This is a genomic window from Geobacillus sp. DSP4a, assembly GCF_013096875.1.
GTDB lineage: Bacteria > Bacillota > Bacilli > Bacillales > Anoxybacillaceae > Geobacillus > Geobacillus thermophilus.
Window position 1 is genome coordinate 22,219 of the sequence record NZ_SDLD01000033.1, and the last position, 16,632, is coordinate 38,850.

Below are 16,632 nucleotides of genomic sequence, written 5' to 3' on the forward strand. Positions count from 1 at the left end.
ACACTGACCGCTCGCTTTCGTAAGCGTAAATCACGAATCATGCGGAAGACAACAACATGAGTCATACAAAAACGGGTCTCTTAATCATACGGTTCCTCTCCTACATGAATGATCGTTATCCGTTACATGTGAGGAAAATATTGTAGGTCATATTCATGTTCCCCAACAAGCGCAGTGGAGTGAAAAAAGAAAAAGATATACAAAACGAACCTGTCCCTGCTATAATGTCAATTGAAAAAAGAACCAATATTGGAGAAAAACGTTCATGAACGTTCAACAACATGCCATTGTCAACCACCTACATGTAGAATGGACGAATTTCGTTACCAATGGGTGTTAGTGGATTTACTTAAGTGATAAATAATGACTAGGGGGTTTTCTTGCACTTTTTCAACTAGACAGGGGGAGCAACAGATGCCAGATGTGACTATATCGATTTGGACTGCTGCAGTCGGCTTTTTTCTCGGTTTCTTGGCATACTTTTTTAAAAAATGGTGTCCTTCTTTATATGTACATATCCTCACTGCGATACTCGGAATCGGATGGATCGTCTATGTGTTCTTAGATCAAGGGTTTATAAAAACGGTGCCCATTTTTTTTATATTTGGATTTAGCTTTTTTAGCTCTCCGGTACCGGAAAGAAGCAAAACCCAATTGAAAGAGATCATCGATCAACTAAAGGAACAAGGTGCGAGAGAAATAGTCTTGTCTAAAAATAAAGAGCGCCTATTAGCGGATTTGTTATTTTCCGGATTTTTCATCGTCATTGCTGTTCTTTATTTCCTTTTCGGGCCGAATTCCGCGATTACGTTCATCCTTTTATATAGCTTCATCTCTCTTTTTGTTGGGCTGACAAAAAGAGTGGGACTGCTTCGCTCTCTCCGCCTTTTTTACGCAGAACACGAAGAAGCATTATATGCTGTATCTTTGTTTGAAACCAAAAAATATCCATTGAAGGAACTTTCAGAAGTAAGCGTTCAGACAAGGCCGGATGTGTTGCAACTATTCCAGCTTTTTTCTTTGTTCTCTCCTAATATCGACTATACGACCAGCATGGGGAAAACGTGGAAGTTATCTTTTTCCGGTGAAAAAGTTTATCTCACCCCTGATCCATTAGAATCGATGGATTTTCTCCTTAAAGGAGAAATACATAAAATGGAAGAGTTCGAAGTAAAGCCTTTTTATCATCCAAAAAATTGGAAACGACTTTTAGGAAAATGGTATTTTGCAGCAACGGTGAAAGGGGTGGGAGCTTATGCAGCCCTTCTCACACTGTTTACTTTGCTGGGGATCGGGCCGATCGCAACAACCGCTGTTATTATACTATTTTGGATATTCAATCTATGGATTTCGGATCGCGTATTGAAAATCGCTTTAGATATGAGGAAAATAGACGATCCCGATTTGCTGCCCATCATCGAGAAAGTCTTTTCACGTGCCGGCCTTTCTCATGTTGATATTTATGTTACGGAATCGGCCGAATATAACGGTTTTGCGATAGGTGCGAATATTGGTCGATCATTGGTAGCGTTAACTTCAGAAACGCTGAAACTTCCCCATGAAGCCATTGAAGGCATTTTGGCTCATGAGGCGATTCATGTGAAAAAGCGAGATGTCTTGATAGGACAGTTATTGCGATTTGCGTTGATCGGGTTAGTTTTTGCTGGTGTTTTCCTTATCCATGAAGCCTTTCCAAATTGGCTAGAACATAATCAAATCTTTGTTTTTCTCGGCCTATGGCTCTTGATTTTTCTGCTTCCTGCTTTCCAATCTCTATTCACACAGTGGATGGAAGTCCGGGCAGATCATTTAGGAGCAACGCTGTTGGACGGTGGGAATGCTCAAATGGCTAACAGTTTGACGATCCTGTGTGAATATCAAGATCGAGCATTGGAAAAGTCTGTAGGATACCACATTGATTTTAAAAACGAGCAAGAAGCAAATAAAAAGGACAAAAAAATCTCTTCCTTAGAAAGAGATTCTTGGTTTTTTAGATTTTTGGAATTCCAGTTTATGCCCCATCCGCCCATGTATTGGCGTGTTCATGCGCTTCAAACAACAGAAACCGAATGGAGCATCAGGAAAATCAAATTATGGTGGTGCAGCCGCTTCCGAGAGTCGTTGCCCAATTGAAACCGTAGGTGAGCAAACTTACTCATCTCCATGGACAACTGAGATCCCTTCGTGAGACTTCGCTGTTGTACATATGAGGCACGAACGTCCTTGTGGCTCGTAGTAGGCACGCCTATTCTAGCCAAGGAATTCGGTCCTTGTGACAACAGCAAACGAAGCCCTTCCTCCAACATCATTCCGAGCGAAGTGATGATTCGGATCATGGGGCCCCCTGTATTGCGGGCGCACCCACTCTCGGACATGCAACGGCTGCACGTCGTCCTGCCAGCTCTCGCAATATGAGCAGACTCGATACAAAAAGTGCTGACGACACGGAATCAACGTACAGCCGTCTCATTTCGTTTTATACTCCAGCATCATGAGCAAGCGCCGCACACGAAAATGAACATCGCCTCTTTCCAGCCGCTTCGGCTGAAAAGAGGCGATGTCTTCTTACGACTGGCTGCTGTCTCTCGCTTTTAAGGTGACCGATACGGTCGTCTCAAACCCGTCGCGATAGATCGTCAGTTTGATGCGATCACCGACCGCTGTTTTCGTATACAAATATTTGCGCAACGCGCTGACGCTGTCGATTTTCTCCCCGTTGATCGCCGTGATGACGTCTTTCGATTTCAATCCGGCCTCGGCGGCTGGGGAGAACGGTTCGACGGACGTGACGGCCGCCCCGCTTGTGATGTTCGACGGCAATTTCAATTCATTCGTGCGGACATCATCGGACAAATCCGCCACATCGACAAGCTGGACGCCAAGGTACGGGCGTTTGATTTTCCCATCTTTCATCAGCTGCTCGACGATCGGTTTGACGTTTTCGCTCGGGATGGCAAAGCCGAGCCCTTCGACGCCCGTTTCCGCGATTTTCATGCTGTTGATGCCGATCACTTGCCCCGCGCTGTTGATGAGCGCCCCACCGCTGTTGCCCGGGTTGATCGCGGCGTCCGTTTGGATGACGTCGATTTCCCAATCCCCCGCTGACGTTGAGACGGGCATCGTCCGTTTGCCGCTGACGATCCCTTCCGTCACCGTCCGCGACAAATCAAGGCCGAGCGGGTTGCCGATCGCCGCGACAGGCTCGCCGATTTTCACCTTCGACGAGTCGCCGAAGCTCGCCACTTTCGTCGCCCCTTCAGCAGGGATTTTCAAGACGGCGAGGTCGGTGAGTGCATCCGCGCCGACGATCTCGGCTTTCACTTTTTTCCCGTTCGCGAGCGCCACTTCGACTTTGTTCGCCCCTTCAATGACATGGTTGTTCGTCACAATGTAGGCCGCATCGCCGTCTTTTTTAAAGATGACGCCCGACCCCGTTCCCGCTTCGGTATCTTGCGCTTGATCAGAGAAAAAGTCCACTTGCTTCTGAATGTTGACGACGCCGACGACCGCATCGGCCACTTTATTAATGGCAGCGATCATGTTCGTGTTGACGTTCGCCGTCGGCTGCAGCGGCAGCGCCTCGCTTTTTGCGGTCGTTTCCGCTGTTTCCGTTTGGGAATTCGTTTCTTCATGCATCCATTTCGGCGCCACATACCACGTCGCCGCGCTCCCAATCACCGCCCCTGCGACGGAAGCGGCGAGCCACGATACGAAGCGGCCGCGGCGTTTCGGTTCTGGCGTTGGGGTTGGTTCAAATGGCATCATGTCCATGGGTCATCTCCTCCTTCATGATCCATGATGGAATATGCAGCATCTTCGAGCGAATGGCCGCCAAGCAGTGAAATGGCGGGCGACATACGACGATGCCACCGACATCGATCGGCCTTGCATAAAGAGAAGACCAGCGTCGCTGTTTCTTTCGGTTGTTCTGATGCATCGTTTCATCCCTCCCTGCATCCGTTATGTCGTCTCCGGCGCTGGCGTCATCCGCTTCTGCTTCCGCCTCCGTCCCGCTGCGAGCGTGCGGATCGACAGGAAAATCCCCGTCGCGGTCAAAATGATCATCGCCACCGCCGCGACATCAACCGCCCAGCGGATGTCAAGCGAACCGATTCTCCCTTCGTGCAGCTGGCGGACGAACATCATGAGCGACGATCCGCCTCCCTCGGCGCGCGGTGCCATCGGGGCCGTAGATGCCCCCGCTCCCGACGTCTGCCCCGCCCCGAACGCGTTCATTCTTTCCTGCGCGGCGCGGTGCATCTCGCCGCGCTCCGCCTGACCGATCAGCCACGGCTCGGATAGAAGGAGCCCCGTCACCGCCTCAACAAGCAAAAAGATCGAACTGATCAGCCCAATCCAAAGATGCAAATTCCTCATTTTCCTCATCGCCGTTTGCCTCCTTTTCCTCTTCGTCCATCATGATAGCCAAGGAAGGTGAAAAAATGGTGAAAATTCTTTTTGAGAGAACAGCCTTCTGCGCGGCGAATGGGCTGCGTTTTCACCGTTTTTTCACGAACGATTTGATATGATTAAGAAGGAAGAGAGACAGAACGGGAGGAATGGCGATGAAAATTTTGCTGGCCGAGGACGATCTTCACCTAGGGGAGCTGATCGTTCACTTATTGAAAAAGAAAGGCATCGACCATATCGATTGGGTGCAGGAAGGGGAAGATGCGTACGATTACGCCATGGCGGAGTTTTACGATGTCGTCGTGCTCGATTGGATGCTTCCAAACGGCGATGGGGTGGACATTTGTCGACGGTTGAGGCAAAACGGCTACACAGGCGCGATTTTGATGCTGACGGCGAAAGACGCCGTCCACGACCGCGTCACCGGGCTTGAGGCGGGAGCGGACGATTACTTGGTCAAACCGTTTGAAATCGACGAGCTCGTCGCGCGGCTCAAGGCGCTCGCACGGCGGACGTTCGTCCCGCTCCAAGAGGAAAAAGTGGCGTTTCACGGCTTCACCTTAAACCGGACAAGCCATACGCTCCATCGCGGCGATGAAGAGATTTTCCTCACTCCACGCGAGTTTCAGCTTCTCGATTTGCTCGTGCAAAACCAAGGGCAAGTCGTGCCGCGCGAAACGATATTGGACCGCGTTTGGGGGTGGGATGCCGATGTGTCAATGAAAACGATCGACGCGACAATCAAGCTATTGCGCAAAAAGTTGAAAGACGATGTCATCCAAACCGTTCGAGGAGTGGGGTATAAAATTGAAAAATAACTGGAGGGAATGGCGCGGCTGGCTGCGCCGCCTAGGAAGCGCCGACTTGTTCCGCCGCGCCCATTGGCGGCTGACAGCGCTCTACAGCGGCATTTTCACGTTGTTTCTCGCCTTGTTTGTCATGATCGCCGCGGCCTTGTTTTACTGGATCGCCACTTCTGACCAAGAGCGGCGCATCAGCCGCCTCGCCGAGCAAGAGGCGAATACGATCGAACAAGTGCTGCTCAAGCAAAGCAATTTCGACTTGTTTGATGATGAAAATGTCATTTTGTTAAGCGAAGACCAACTCTTTTTTTACGTCATCGGCCCGGACGGGGGCCTGCTCGCCGGGGATGAAGTCCACCCGCGCCTGCGTCCGTATTTTTTAAACGCCTTGTCCCATCTCAAGGCAAATGAGCGCGCTCCCGTCTACATGAGCGTCTCTTTGCCGGAACATATGCCCGGCCTCGCGCGCGAAGCGGCCCGCGACTGGCGCGTGCTCGCCGCCGCCCGTCCGCTCGTCATCCACGGCGATTTCGTGGGCATGCTGTATATCGGCATGGACGTCACGTCGTTTTTCGGCGTGTTCCATTGGCTGCTCATTGTGCTCATCGGCTTATCGGTGCTGTTTCTTGCCGTCGGCGTGGCGCTCAGCTTCTTTATGTCCAAGCGCGCGCTCGCACCGATTGAAGAAGCGTACGAGCGGCAGCGCCAGTTCGTCGCCGACGCCTCTCATGAGCTGCGGACGCCGCTCAGCGTCGTCTTCTCGTCCGTCGAGGCGCTTGCGCTTGAGGAGGATGTGATGAAAAACGACTTTGCCCGCCGCCTGCTCGACCGCCTGCGTGACGAATTGAAGCGAATCACGAAACTGATGAACGACTTGTTGACGCTCGCCCGCGCGGATGCGAAACACGCCGCGCTGGAGCTTTCAAAACAAACGTTCGATTTCCGCCCGCACGCCGAGCGCACGTTCCAGCTCATGTCGGAACTGGCGGCGAAAAAACAGATTACAATGCATTTTCACGCTCCCGAGCAAGCGCTCGTCACCGCTGACCCGGACAAATTGACGCAGCTATTGTACATTTTGCTCGACAACGCGATCAAATACACCCCCGAAGGCGGCGAGGTGACGCTGTCGATCCGCACCGAGCCAAAGCACGTGTTCCTTTCCGTCAAAGACACCGGTATCGGCATCCCGCCGGAAGACATCGGCCGCATTTTCGACCGCTTTTACCGCGTCGACAAAGCGCGCTCGCGCCAACAAGGCGGCCACGGCCTCGGGCTGTCGATCGCCAAATGGATCGTCGACGCCCACGGCGGCGCGATCCACGTCCATAGTCAAATCGGGGAAGGAACCGAATTTCTTGTTCGTCTTCCTTGCTAAATCCGGGGGACAAAACAGCAAGGCCAAGGCTTCCTTCCCTCAACAGAACGCGCCGTCGAGTGAGAAAAATGAAACATAAATATTGTTGTTGCGAATCGAACGTATTCATGTTATGATTTAAAACATGATGACCAAATCGTCCATTTAGTCAAAACAAAGGATGAATGCCCATGTCGGATAAAAAACAACAAATTATTGATGCCGCCACCCAATCATTTTCGCTGTTCGGCTACAAAGCAACGACAATGGATCAAGTAGCGAAGATGGCTAATGTCGGGAAAGGAACGATTTATACATTTTTCAAAAGCAAAGAAGAGCTGCTTGACCATATCGTTTCCTCTGTTATATCCGAAATTAAGCATGAAGCAGATGCGGCTATGGATGATCGTTTGCCGTTCAGCGAAAACGTCCAACGCGCCTTGCAACGTATTTTTACGTTCCGCCAGGAACATGAATTAACCATCAAACTTTTGCAGGAAGTTCGCGATATTGGCACCGCAGCTGTACGAGAGGTGATGAAACGCCTTGATCGCGAAATGATTGCCTATATTCGCGAAAAAATTGAAGAAGCGATGGCAAAAGGGGAAATTCGCCCTTGCGATCCTGAGTTGACGGCATTTTTCATGTTTAAAATGTACATCGCACTAAGCATTGAATGGGAAAAAGATCACGAACCATTGTCTCAACAAACCATTGCCGAACTGTTTGATCTGTATTTGCTGAAAGGATTGTCTCCATGATAATCCTTCACTTTTTGGGCTAAAAATGACTAAATGGACGAATCAGTCATAATTATAAACAAAGGAGGTTCGGGCATGCACGCATTTCAATTATGGTTGAAAGAATGGAAGGCCATTCTGACCAACCGCAAAGTACTGATTCCTGTCATAGCTGTATTATTCATCCCTCTTCTATACAGCGGCATGTTTCTATGGGCATTTTGGGATCCATACAATCATTTGGATGAACTTCCCGTCGCTGTAGTCAACCAAGACAAAGGGGCAATGCTCGACGGAAAGGAGATTCATCTTGGAAAAGATCTCGTCGAGAAGTTAAAAGAGAACAAACAGTTTGACTGGCATTTTGTAACCGAACATGAAGGGGAAAAAGGGTTAAAAGAACAAAAATATTATATGCTCATTCAAATCCCTGACGATTTTTCCCGGAATGCGACAACGCTGCAAGACGATCATCCGAAAAAACTGGAGCTCATTTACAAACCGAATGAGGGATTTAACTTTCTATCGGCACAAATCGGTCAAACTGCAGTTGAAAAAATAAAAAACGAAGTAGCGAACGCCATAACAGAAACATATGCCGAAAGCATGTTTGATACGATTCAAACCGTCGCTGACGGATTGACAAAAGCGAGCGACGGAGCCGCACAACTGCATGACGGACTCAGCCAAGCACAAAACGGAACAAATCGACTGTATGATGGCATGAAAAAAGCACAAGACGGAAGTGAAACGTTATATCACCATTTAGCGACACTCGCGGAAAAATCCGTGAGCTTTACTGACGGACTGCACCAAGCTGCCAGTGGCTCATTGCAAGTTCAAACCGGAATCGAAACGCTTTACAACGGGATGAAACAAATGACCGCTGGGCAAGAGAAACTCCTCTCCGGAGCCAAGCAGGCTCAACAAGGAACAGCGAATCTTGCTTCAGGGACAAGACGCGTATATGAGGGAATGCAAACACTCGATGCCCGCATGCCGCGGCTTTTGCAAGGTTCGGAACAATTAAGCGGGGGAGCCGAAAAGCTAGCATCATCGCTTGCGCAATGGCAACAAGGGGCGGCTCGGGTTCAAACAGGGGCGACCCAAGTAACAGGCGGGCTTGAACAGTTAGCGGCGCAGCTTGATGCACTCATTGCTCAAACCCCCGATCCGACACAAAAGGCGGTGTATGAGCGGCTAAAGGAAAATGTTGAGAAATTATCATTCGGAAGCAAACAAGTCGAAAACGGCCTTGCACAGTTAAATAGCGGCGCCCAATCGTTGCACTCTGGAGCCTCTTCTTTGCACGAAGGAGCCCAACAGCTGCATGAAGGGCACATCGCTCTCGATCGCGGAGTCGATGAACTGCTTGCCGGTCAACAACAACTTGTCAATGGCGCAGACGCACTGGCGAATGGCCAAGAACAACTCGTCAGCGGCATGAAAACAATGTATGACAAAATGCAAGAAGCTGCACAAGGAGCAAGCCAGCTTGCCCATGGCAGTGGAACACTTTCTTCAGGCCTGCAAACATTGGCTCAAGGAGCAGATCAGCTTCAAGATGGCACGCGTCGGTTGGCAAACGGTTCACAACAAGTAGCGGATGGAACGAAGGAATTAACGAACGGGACAAAACATTTGCAAGATGGTGTCAACCAACTGACAGACGGCTCGAAAGAATTGGCGGATAAATTGAAAGAAGGAGCCGAACAAGCAAGCGATGTCAAAGCCAATAAGGCTGTCTACGACATGTTTGCCCAACCAGTGAATCTCCACAAGGAAGAAATCAATAAAGTGCCGAACTACGGAACAGGGTTTACGCCGTACTTCTTGTCACTCGGATTGTTTGTGGGTGCGCTGTTGCTTTCCATCGTCTTTCCGCTTCGCGAACCAGCAGGGGTTCCACGTTCGCCATTGCATTGGTTTTTGGCTAAATTCGGCGTCTTGATCGGCGTTGGGATTTTGCAAGCACTGCTGGCGGATGTCGTGTTGCTGGTTGGACTCGATTTACACGTAAAAAGCGTCCCGCTCTTTATCGTGTTTAGCATTGTCACTAGCATCACATTTTTATCTGTCATTCAATTTCTTGTTACCGTGTTCGGCGATCCAGGAAGATTTATCGCGATTGTCGTGCTGATTTTGCAATTGACAACAAGCGCGGGAACATTCCCGCTCGAACTAATTCCACGCTCGTTGCAACACTTTAACGCATGGCTTCCGATGACGTATTCGGTTTTCGGATTGAAAGCGGTCATCTCAAGCGGTGATTTCTCGTTTATGTGGGAAAACCTCAGCAAGCTGCTGCTATTTGTTGTTGCCATGATGATGGGAACACTCGTTTATTTGACTATCCAACATCGCCGCCAATTTGCCACGGCCGTCGAACAAGCTTCTGAAGCGTAATGCTTCAGAAGCTTGTTTTTTTCTATCGACCCTTGCCATCGTTATCATTCTTTCATGATTTCTCTCTGATGCAAGGGACAATGATGGAGAACCGTTTTTTCACGTTCTCCATCACCTTTCGCACCTTCTCAATGAAAATTAAGAGGATTTTTCTTTGTGTTTACTTTGTTACGAAGCAAAACGTGAATTGACGTTCAAACAATCTCCTTGAAACGTTGCCCTACTCACTGAGCAAACGCTTCAATTCAGTTTCATATTTTGAAGGAAGGACCCCATATTTTCCTGTTTTTTTATCGAAGATCATTGTGTTATTCTTCTTAAACCAAATGTTGTAATGGAATAGCCTGTCCTTCGTTTTTGGATGTTCGAGCCAAAAACGATAGTCGGGTTGACCTTCATCGACTTTGGCTGTTTTTGACCATTCTGCGAATTTCATAATTTCGATTATTCTATTTACTTTTCTCTTGTCTCGAATTTCATAGATTTTGGAAAAAATTATCCATTCTACTTGCCGCTCGAATGATTTCTGTTTCCTTCCGATTGAAATGGTATTTGACTCGTGACGTAGCAAACACCGTTTCTACATAGATGCAACGAAGAAGTTTAACATATCCTTGACGGAAAAGCGGTTTGTCCATTTTCGACTGTCGAAGGCAAGCCTATGGCTTGCCCCGTCACGCCAAGGCGTAACGGAAGACCGAACAACCACCTGCTTCCAGACCCATACATGGGTCTGGAAGCGGCGTTGTTCGGTCGCCTGACAGTCGATAAAAGCTGCAAATGGTAAATCTTCAAATTGCATCTATATATGACCGGATCTTTTCCTACTACAAAAGTGCAGACATCAGGAAGTGCGACAATTGAAGTGAAGACTAGCGATCGTATAACAGGATCATTTTCCATTTCAGCTCTTAAAGAGGCTGGGTTCACGTACGGCTACTCATCCGGGTCAGATATGTATTATCGAAAACCGATCAACTTAGGGTTCATGTATTCACTGTATTAGGCGTTAAAACATGGCGAGCAGACTTTTGAAGCAAAAGGCGCTCCAGACAGACTGGGGCGCCTTTTGCTTGCGACGGCCGCATGCGCGGCTTCACCGTTTGTTCCAAAACGAAACGTTTCCCGTTGCCAGGCGATGCCACAAGTGGAGGGCGTTCAGCACCAGAAAATAAATCAACGCATTCACCACGGCATTGACATAGGGCATGACCAAGTCTCCGACATCGCGGATTTCGATGGGAAACAGGCGGATGATGAGGACAGACACCGCGATGATGAGGAACGAACCGATCAGAGTACCGCCGAACCGCGCCTGCGGATGCCATCGAATTCTCGATAGGCCGACGATCAACGAACCGATGGCAACCCCCAAAAACGAGCCGTACGCATAATATCCAACATAAAACGTCGGAAACAAAAAGGAAAACCACAACACCAACAAAGCGCCGCCCACATCAACCCCATACGACCGAACCACGTCTTTCCTTCCTCCCCCACCTGTCATGCGAACATCACCGTTCATCTCGCAGCTCCCCACCTAATGGATGATATGCTCAAAACCCCTTCAAAAAACATTCGCTTTTCACCTAATTTTCTCCTTCCCCTTCTACAATACAAACCGTAAGCCAGTCCACCACACAAAAGGAGGTGACGAGATTGAAGAAAGCTCGGGCAGTTTTTCTGCTCGCCCTTGTTGCCCTTGCAGGGGTCAGCCTGTTTCACATTCTCGCTCCGCATGAAGTGATGGCGCACGGGCGGCCGGGCGCTCCGTTTGACGGCATGCCGGGCGGATTCGGTCATCCCCATCGGGAGTTCATCATGGAGCAGCGTGGAGGCTGGATGATGCCGATGTTGTTCCTAAAGTGGCTCATCCCTCTTTTGCTTGCCGCCGCCGGGGCCGTATGGCTCGCCGCGGCGCGGTCGAAGCGCTGGATCGGCTGGGTGCTCGTCGCGCTCGGAATTGCGGCGTTGCTGCCGAAATGGGTGTTGTTTTTGCTTGCACTGGCCGCGGTGTACGCCTTGGGACGTCGCCAAGCGCGCAAACCATCTGCTGTTGAGGTGTTGATGCCAGCGGCGCCATCCGTTTCCGCCGATTGGCTTGATGAATGGGAAAAAACGATTCAAAAGGAGGCACAAACAAATGGGCATTTTTCGCCGAATGAAGACGATCGTTCTCGCTGAAGTGAACGAACAAATCGACCGCTGGGAAGACCCTGTCGCCATGACGAAACAATATTTGCGCGAACTTGAAGAACAGCTCGAACGAGGGCGCCAGGCGCTCGCCCAGCAATGGGTCGCCGAGCGGCGCTATGAGACGCTCATCGCCCAAGCGGAGGCGACGATTGAAAAACGGAGCCGCCAAGCGAAACTGGCGCTCGAGCGCAACGAAGAAGCCGTCGCCAAACTCGCCTTGCGCGACAAGCTGTTGTATGAGAAAAAACTGGAGGCGTACAAACAACAATACGACGCCATCAAAGCGAAAACGGCGGAAGTCGCCAACCGTCTAAACCAACTGCGCGAGCGGTACGACGAGCTCGCAGCTAAGCAGCTGGAGCTCGCTACCCGCGTTAACGCCGCGCAAGCGTTGAAGCAAATCGACTCGGCGCTCGCCTCCTTTTCCGCCGACGAGGCGCTGCGCGGCTTCGCCCGCATAGAAGAGCGCGTCATCGCCTTAGAAGCCGAAGCGGCAGCCGCCCGATTCGGAACGAACGCCGTGTTGTCCCCTGTGCCATTTGATGAAGAAGTCGAACGTGAGTTAGCCAAGTGGAAAGAAGCCCAAGCCAATAACGCCTAATCCCCTCCCCCTTTGACATAGATGACCCCCTTGCCGGGCAGGCAAGGGGGATTCGTTTGTTTCGCTCCCTTGGACAAGCGGCGGCCAAAAGCACATGCAACCCGCGACAAGCCTGAACGATGCCCGATGCCATGGTCTTGCCCCATTGATAAGCAAAATCGTTTCCTTTGTTTTTCCATCGTGCTAAAATTAATTAGAGAGACGAAAGAATACAGGAGATGACCTGCCTTGAACTGGAAACGAAACGTCCGCATCCTTTGGCTGTGCAATTTCATGGTGTCGGCGGGAATGACGATGGTCATTCCGTTTTTGTCGCTGCTGTTGTGGGAAATGGGCATCACCGAGCACCATTCGTTGAGCGTCTGGACCGGTCTTGTCTTTTCGGCGACGTTTTTGTCGGCGGCCATCATGGCGCCGATTTGGGGCATGTTCGCCGACAAGTACGGCCAGCGCGCCAACCTCATCCGCGCGGGGATTGGCATGGGCTTGATCACCGGATGCATGGCGTTCGCCGCCTCACCGATGGCGCTGCTTGCTCTCCGATTTCTTGTCGGCTTTTTCTCTGGATTTATCACTGTCTCGTTTTCATACTTGGCCCGCGTCGTGCCAAAAGACCATAGCGGCGAGGCGCTCGGGACGCTGCAGACGGGAAGCATCGCCGGCAACATCATCGGACCTCTCATCGGCGGCGCCTTATCCGATTGGTTCGGCTTCCGCCCGGTGTTTCTCGTGACCGGGCTTTGCATTTTACTGACGCTCTTGCCGGTCATTTTTTGGCTCGAAAAAGATCCCGTCGTGCCGCAGACAAAAGAAAACAAGGCCAGCTTCAAAGAAGTATTCAGACACCGGCCGCTCATCGTCTTATTTATCGCCACGTTTCTCGTGCAAATTGCGGTTCTTGGCGTCAACTCGATGATGACGATTTTTGTCCAGTCGCTCGTCGGCCATTCTCGCAATCTCGCATTTCTATCAGGGCTCGCCTCCTCGATCACCGGCATCGCGACGATCATCGGCGCACCGTACTTAGGGAAACTCGGCGACCGGATCGGGCAGGAGAAAACATTACCGATACTGCTTGTGCTGTCCGGCTTGTTCGCCTTGCCGCAAGTATGGACGGACCATCTTTATGAATTGTACGTCTGGCGCTTCTTGCAAGGGCTTGTCGTCGGCGGGGTATGGCCTGCCCTTCAAGCGCTGATCAACGCGCAATGCCCGCGCCGCATCCAAGGGCGGGTGTTCGGCGTCACAGCCAGCTCCCGCTTTCTCGGCAACCTCGCTGGTCCGACGGCAGCGGGAGCCATCGCAGGATTCGCATCCATTTCGGCCATTTTCGCCTTGTCAGGGCTGCTCCTCATCGCCACAGGGGCTTTGGTCGGATACACCGTCCACGACCGCGCATGGCGCGAAGACATGAAAGAAAAAATCGCCGCCTGGGCGCACCGCCTTCACATCCGCCACTGACAGCGCGGCCAAGGCAATGAAAAACGGCCTGAGAGGAATCCCTTTCAGGCCGTTTTCGCTCATTCTCCCATCCGTCGAAGCAACGAATACGGAATCGCCTCCCCCACCCGCCCGTTGCGCCCGGTCGTCGTCTCGGCCATCGTAAGCGAATTCCAAATCGCTTCCTCGGTCGCCTCAATCGCCGCCTGGAACAGCTCATTCATGAGCGGCGCGTCATCACGGACGAGCGGAGGGAATGGTTGAAGAGCAGAATCCGAAAAATGGGGAATGGTATAAGCATTGGAAAACGCAATGACAATGTCGCCGCTCCCGTGATGGACGCAGCTTCCCGTCCGTCCGAGCCCCACCGCCGCCCGCCGCGCCAGCCGCTTCAACTGCCGCGCATCAAGCGGCGCATCAGTCGCCACGATCATCATAATCGAACCAGCCGGCACATCCCGTTCATCAAACGACGGCGGCATATACGGCACGAACCGCAACTCCTCACGCCGGCCGAAATTGCTCACGACCAGCGCCCCGACCGTATATCCCCTGCTCACGACCCGCGACGAGCTGCCAACGCCCCCTTTCCAGCCGAAGCACATCATACCCGTCCCCGCGCCGATCGCCCCTTCTTCCATATCGACGCACGCCGCGGCAATCGCCTCTTTCGCATGCTCCTTCGTCACCGAAAGCGCCCGCGCCGTATTCAAATAGCTGTCATTGCATTCCCCGACGACAATGTTGGCCGACCCGGTCGTATCTCCGATCTCCGGCGTCATCGCAAGCATATACTCAAGCGTCCCTTGCCAGACAGCGCCGACACTGAACGTATTAGTCAGCATAATCGGCGACTCGATCAACCCAAGTTCCTCGACCTGCACCAACCCGACCGTTTTCCCAAACCCGTTCAACACAAAACAAGCCGCGGGCACCTTCTCCAAAAACCAGTTGCCCCCATGCGGCAACACCGCCGTCACCCCAGTGCGGATCACTGTCCGCTCATTCATATCTTCCCGAATCGTCACATGACCGACCCGCACCCCAGGCACATCGGTGACTTGATTGCGCTCCCCTGTCGGAAGCGTGCCGATGGAAAAACCGAGATCGCGAAGCTTGCAGCGCATAACCGTTCCCCTTTCTTTCCTTTGCTTGCCCCCATCGTGAAAAAGCAAAAACAAACGCCCATCCGGAAGCAAACAAATGTTGCTCCTTCTATCCAAGTATAGCGCATCGAACAAAGCTGCCGCGAGAAAAACAGAACGAAGAAGAAGTTTTGCGCGTGGCGAGGATCAAGGGAAGATGGTGGGTCATCTCCACATTGCCAGCGAAGACAGCACAAGAGGTGAAAAGATCACCAAATTGCGCGGGTGAAAACACGATTCAGATATGTGTGGAAGACGGGGAGTTGGATAAGTTTTAATCCCTCATAGGTACGATAAAAACTTTTGTGGGAAAGCAAAAAGCGTGAAGAAAAGTATGTTTCAATCCCTCATAGGTACGATAAAAACCGGTGGGTGAAAGAGTTCCTCCGTTGCAAACGCGATTTGGAGTTTCAATCCCTCATAGGTACGATAAAAACCCCAAAAATGCTTGTCGCATCAAACATTTCGATCTAGCGCTGTTTTCAGAATACCACATTTCAAAAATTCTGTCAATAACCTTCAACCTCGATGGCTGTAAGTCTGAACCACCAAAAACCATTGTCGTCGATCCCCCGGGATTTTTGCACGATTGGAGGTCGACGACAATCCGTGACTCGTTTATCCACTTTTGAGGCGAAACATGCCGAATCCTTGTGAATTTCGGCCACCTAGACCGACATGATATAAAAATGTCAACTGTTCTGGCGAAGAACAGAGGCGGTAATAGCCAAGCCATCCTGTAATATATATATTCTTGAACATCGTCACCACACGATGACGATGATGAACATGAATCGGCTCGATCAATAGCCTTTCCGTCGGCGGAACACCGTAGTATGCTTCATATTTATGACGGAAATTCAATTCAATCAAGTGGGAGAACACCTCATCATCGGGATCAAAAAATTGCGTTTTCCTTCTCCCGTCAATCGTTTCATATGTGCTATATACGGTCAGTGGAGAGAGCATGACAATGTCAATTTCGTTTTCGCGTATGTCGATGTTCTCCATTTTGACACTTTTCACTTCGATCAGCTGTCCGTAAAGCTCAATCTCTCTCTGCAACAAAAATCGCTGTCCAAGTTGCTGAGTCAGCTCTGGGAGAACGGTGTCGATATGCCATTGGAAATCATCCAAAAACCGAATCGCTTTTTTTCCCCGATCCACTTGGTGCGTTCCAAATAAACGGCTAAACGTGAAGAGTTTAAATGACCGTTTCCCGTGACGGAATCCTTTGTCATGCAAAAATGCAGCTAACTGCTCATTTTCTAACGAACGATACAACATCCCTTGCAACAAATGCTGGTAATGGAGCGGCAAGGAAACAGGCCCTTGCCGCCCGCTCATCGTGATTGTCAATCTCATATGTTATCCTGCCTTCCTTGTTGAGTGCCGTCCTTTGCCCTTGTGAACTACCCCCACTTAATTTTCTAGCGAAAATTTGAAGTGGGGGCTTCCAAAGAAGTTTGACTGCTTCAAGCAATCCTTATTCTTTGAGGCGTGTCCACTTCGCCGCTAGAGCATAAGACACTCA

Annotated in this window: 14 protein-coding genes and 1 pseudogene; 8 read left to right on the forward strand and 7 right to left on the reverse strand. The window is 50.7% G+C overall.

Translation table 11 applies throughout. From position 1 onward, the window contains the following. The first annotated feature begins 414 nt into the window (after positions 1-414). Positions 415-2,133: a M56 family metallopeptidase gene (locus tag ETC02_RS12090; RefSeq protein ID WP_050368150.1), complete on the forward strand. Its 1,719-nt coding sequence runs from the start codon at positions 415-417 to the stop codon at positions 2,131-2,133. Between the two features lie 432 nt (positions 2,134-2,565). Here ETC02_RS12090 and ETC02_RS12095 read toward each other — a convergent pair whose 3' ends face one another. The 3 genes and pseudogenes from ETC02_RS12095 to ETC02_RS12105 all read right to left on the reverse strand — a co-directional run. Then, the gene (locus ETC02_RS12095) at positions 2,566-3,771 is read right to left on the reverse strand and encodes a S1C family serine protease (protein ID WP_050368149.1); all 1,206 of its coding nucleotides are present in this window, start codon (positions 3,769-3,771) and stop codon (positions 2,566-2,568) included. Further along, a complete protein-coding gene (locus ETC02_RS12100) occupies positions 3,752-3,937 on the reverse strand; it encodes a hypothetical protein (protein WP_075261516.1) in 186 nt (61 codons plus the stop codon). The genes ETC02_RS12095 and ETC02_RS12100 overlap by 20 nt, the downstream gene beginning before the upstream one ends. Positions 3,938-3,960: 23 nt before the next feature. Continuing rightward, positions 3,961-4,398 (reverse strand): annotated as a pseudogene (locus tag ETC02_RS12105) (PepSY-associated TM helix domain-containing protein); the annotation flags it as partial. 167 nt (positions 4,399-4,565) lie between these two features. Between ETC02_RS12105 and ETC02_RS12110 the strand changes: the two are divergent. From ETC02_RS12110 to ETC02_RS12125, 4 genes are all read left to right on the forward strand, one after another. Next, positions 4,566-5,228 (forward strand): response regulator transcription factor, encoded by a 663-nt coding sequence (locus tag ETC02_RS12110; RefSeq protein WP_015373859.1) that lies wholly within the window; start codon positions 4,566-4,568, stop codon positions 5,226-5,228. Beyond that, on the forward strand, positions 5,218-6,591 hold the full coding sequence (locus ETC02_RS12115; RefSeq protein ID WP_050368148.1) for a sensor histidine kinase: 1,374 nt from the start codon (positions 5,218-5,220) through the stop codon (positions 6,589-6,591). Before ETC02_RS12110 ends, ETC02_RS12115 begins: the two co-directional genes overlap by 11 nt. 170 nt (positions 6,592-6,761) lie before the next feature. Further along, complete coding sequence (locus tag ETC02_RS12120) at positions 6,762-7,331, forward strand: TetR/AcrR family transcriptional regulator (RefSeq protein WP_042382514.1); 570 nt, start codon at positions 6,762-6,764, stop codon at positions 7,329-7,331. A 75-nt stretch (positions 7,332-7,406) separates the two neighbouring features. After that, complete coding sequence (locus tag ETC02_RS12125; protein ID WP_050368147.1) at positions 7,407-9,716, forward strand: YhgE/Pip domain-containing protein; 2,310 nt, start codon at positions 7,407-7,409, stop codon at positions 9,714-9,716. A 220-nt stretch (positions 9,717-9,936) separates the two neighbouring features. Here ETC02_RS12125 and ETC02_RS18595 read toward each other — a convergent pair whose 3' ends face one another. Both ETC02_RS18595 and ETC02_RS12130 read right to left on the reverse strand, forming a co-directional pair. Next, on the reverse strand, positions 9,937-10,152 hold the full coding sequence (locus ETC02_RS18595; protein WP_483299730.1) for a hypothetical protein: 216 nt from the start codon (positions 10,150-10,152) through the stop codon (positions 9,937-9,939). Between the two features lie 660 nt (positions 10,153-10,812). Beyond that, positions 10,813-11,241 carry a hypothetical protein gene (locus tag ETC02_RS12130; RefSeq protein WP_050368146.1) on the reverse strand — a complete coding sequence of 143 codons (429 nt, stop codon included), beginning with the start codon at positions 11,239-11,241 and terminating at the stop codon, positions 10,813-10,815. 134 nt (positions 11,242-11,375) lie between these two features. Between ETC02_RS12130 and ETC02_RS12135 the strand changes: the two genes are divergently transcribed. The 3 genes from ETC02_RS12135 (at position 11,376) to ETC02_RS12145 (ending at position 13,974) form a co-directional block, all read left to right on the forward strand. Beyond that, positions 11,376-11,900 carry a hypothetical protein gene (locus ETC02_RS12135; RefSeq protein WP_050368145.1) on the forward strand — a complete coding sequence of 175 codons (525 nt, stop codon included), beginning with the start codon at positions 11,376-11,378 and terminating at the stop codon, positions 11,898-11,900. After that, a complete protein-coding gene (locus ETC02_RS12140) occupies positions 11,860-12,513 on the forward strand; it encodes a PspA/IM30 family protein (protein WP_050368144.1) in 654 nt (217 codons plus the stop codon). Before ETC02_RS12135 ends, ETC02_RS12140 begins: the two co-directional genes overlap by 41 nt. A 228-nt stretch (positions 12,514-12,741) precedes the next feature. Continuing rightward, on the forward strand, positions 12,742-13,974 hold the full coding sequence (locus ETC02_RS12145; RefSeq protein WP_050368143.1) for an MFS transporter: 1,233 nt from the start codon (positions 12,742-12,744) through the stop codon (positions 13,972-13,974). Between the two features lie 59 nt (positions 13,975-14,033). On the opposite strand, the gene ETC02_RS12150 is transcribed toward ETC02_RS12145, so the two are convergent. Both ETC02_RS12150 and cas6 read right to left on the reverse strand, forming a co-directional pair. After that, complete coding sequence (locus tag ETC02_RS12150) at positions 14,034-15,080, reverse strand: DmpA family aminopeptidase (protein ID WP_050368747.1); 1,047 nt, start codon at positions 15,078-15,080, stop codon at positions 14,034-14,036. Between the two features lie 636 nt (positions 15,081-15,716). After that, on the reverse strand, positions 15,717-16,463 hold the full coding sequence (gene cas6 / locus ETC02_RS12155) for a CRISPR-associated endoribonuclease Cas6 (protein WP_050368142.1): 747 nt from the start codon (positions 16,461-16,463) through the stop codon (positions 15,717-15,719). Positions 16,464-16,632: the final 169 nt, after the last annotated feature.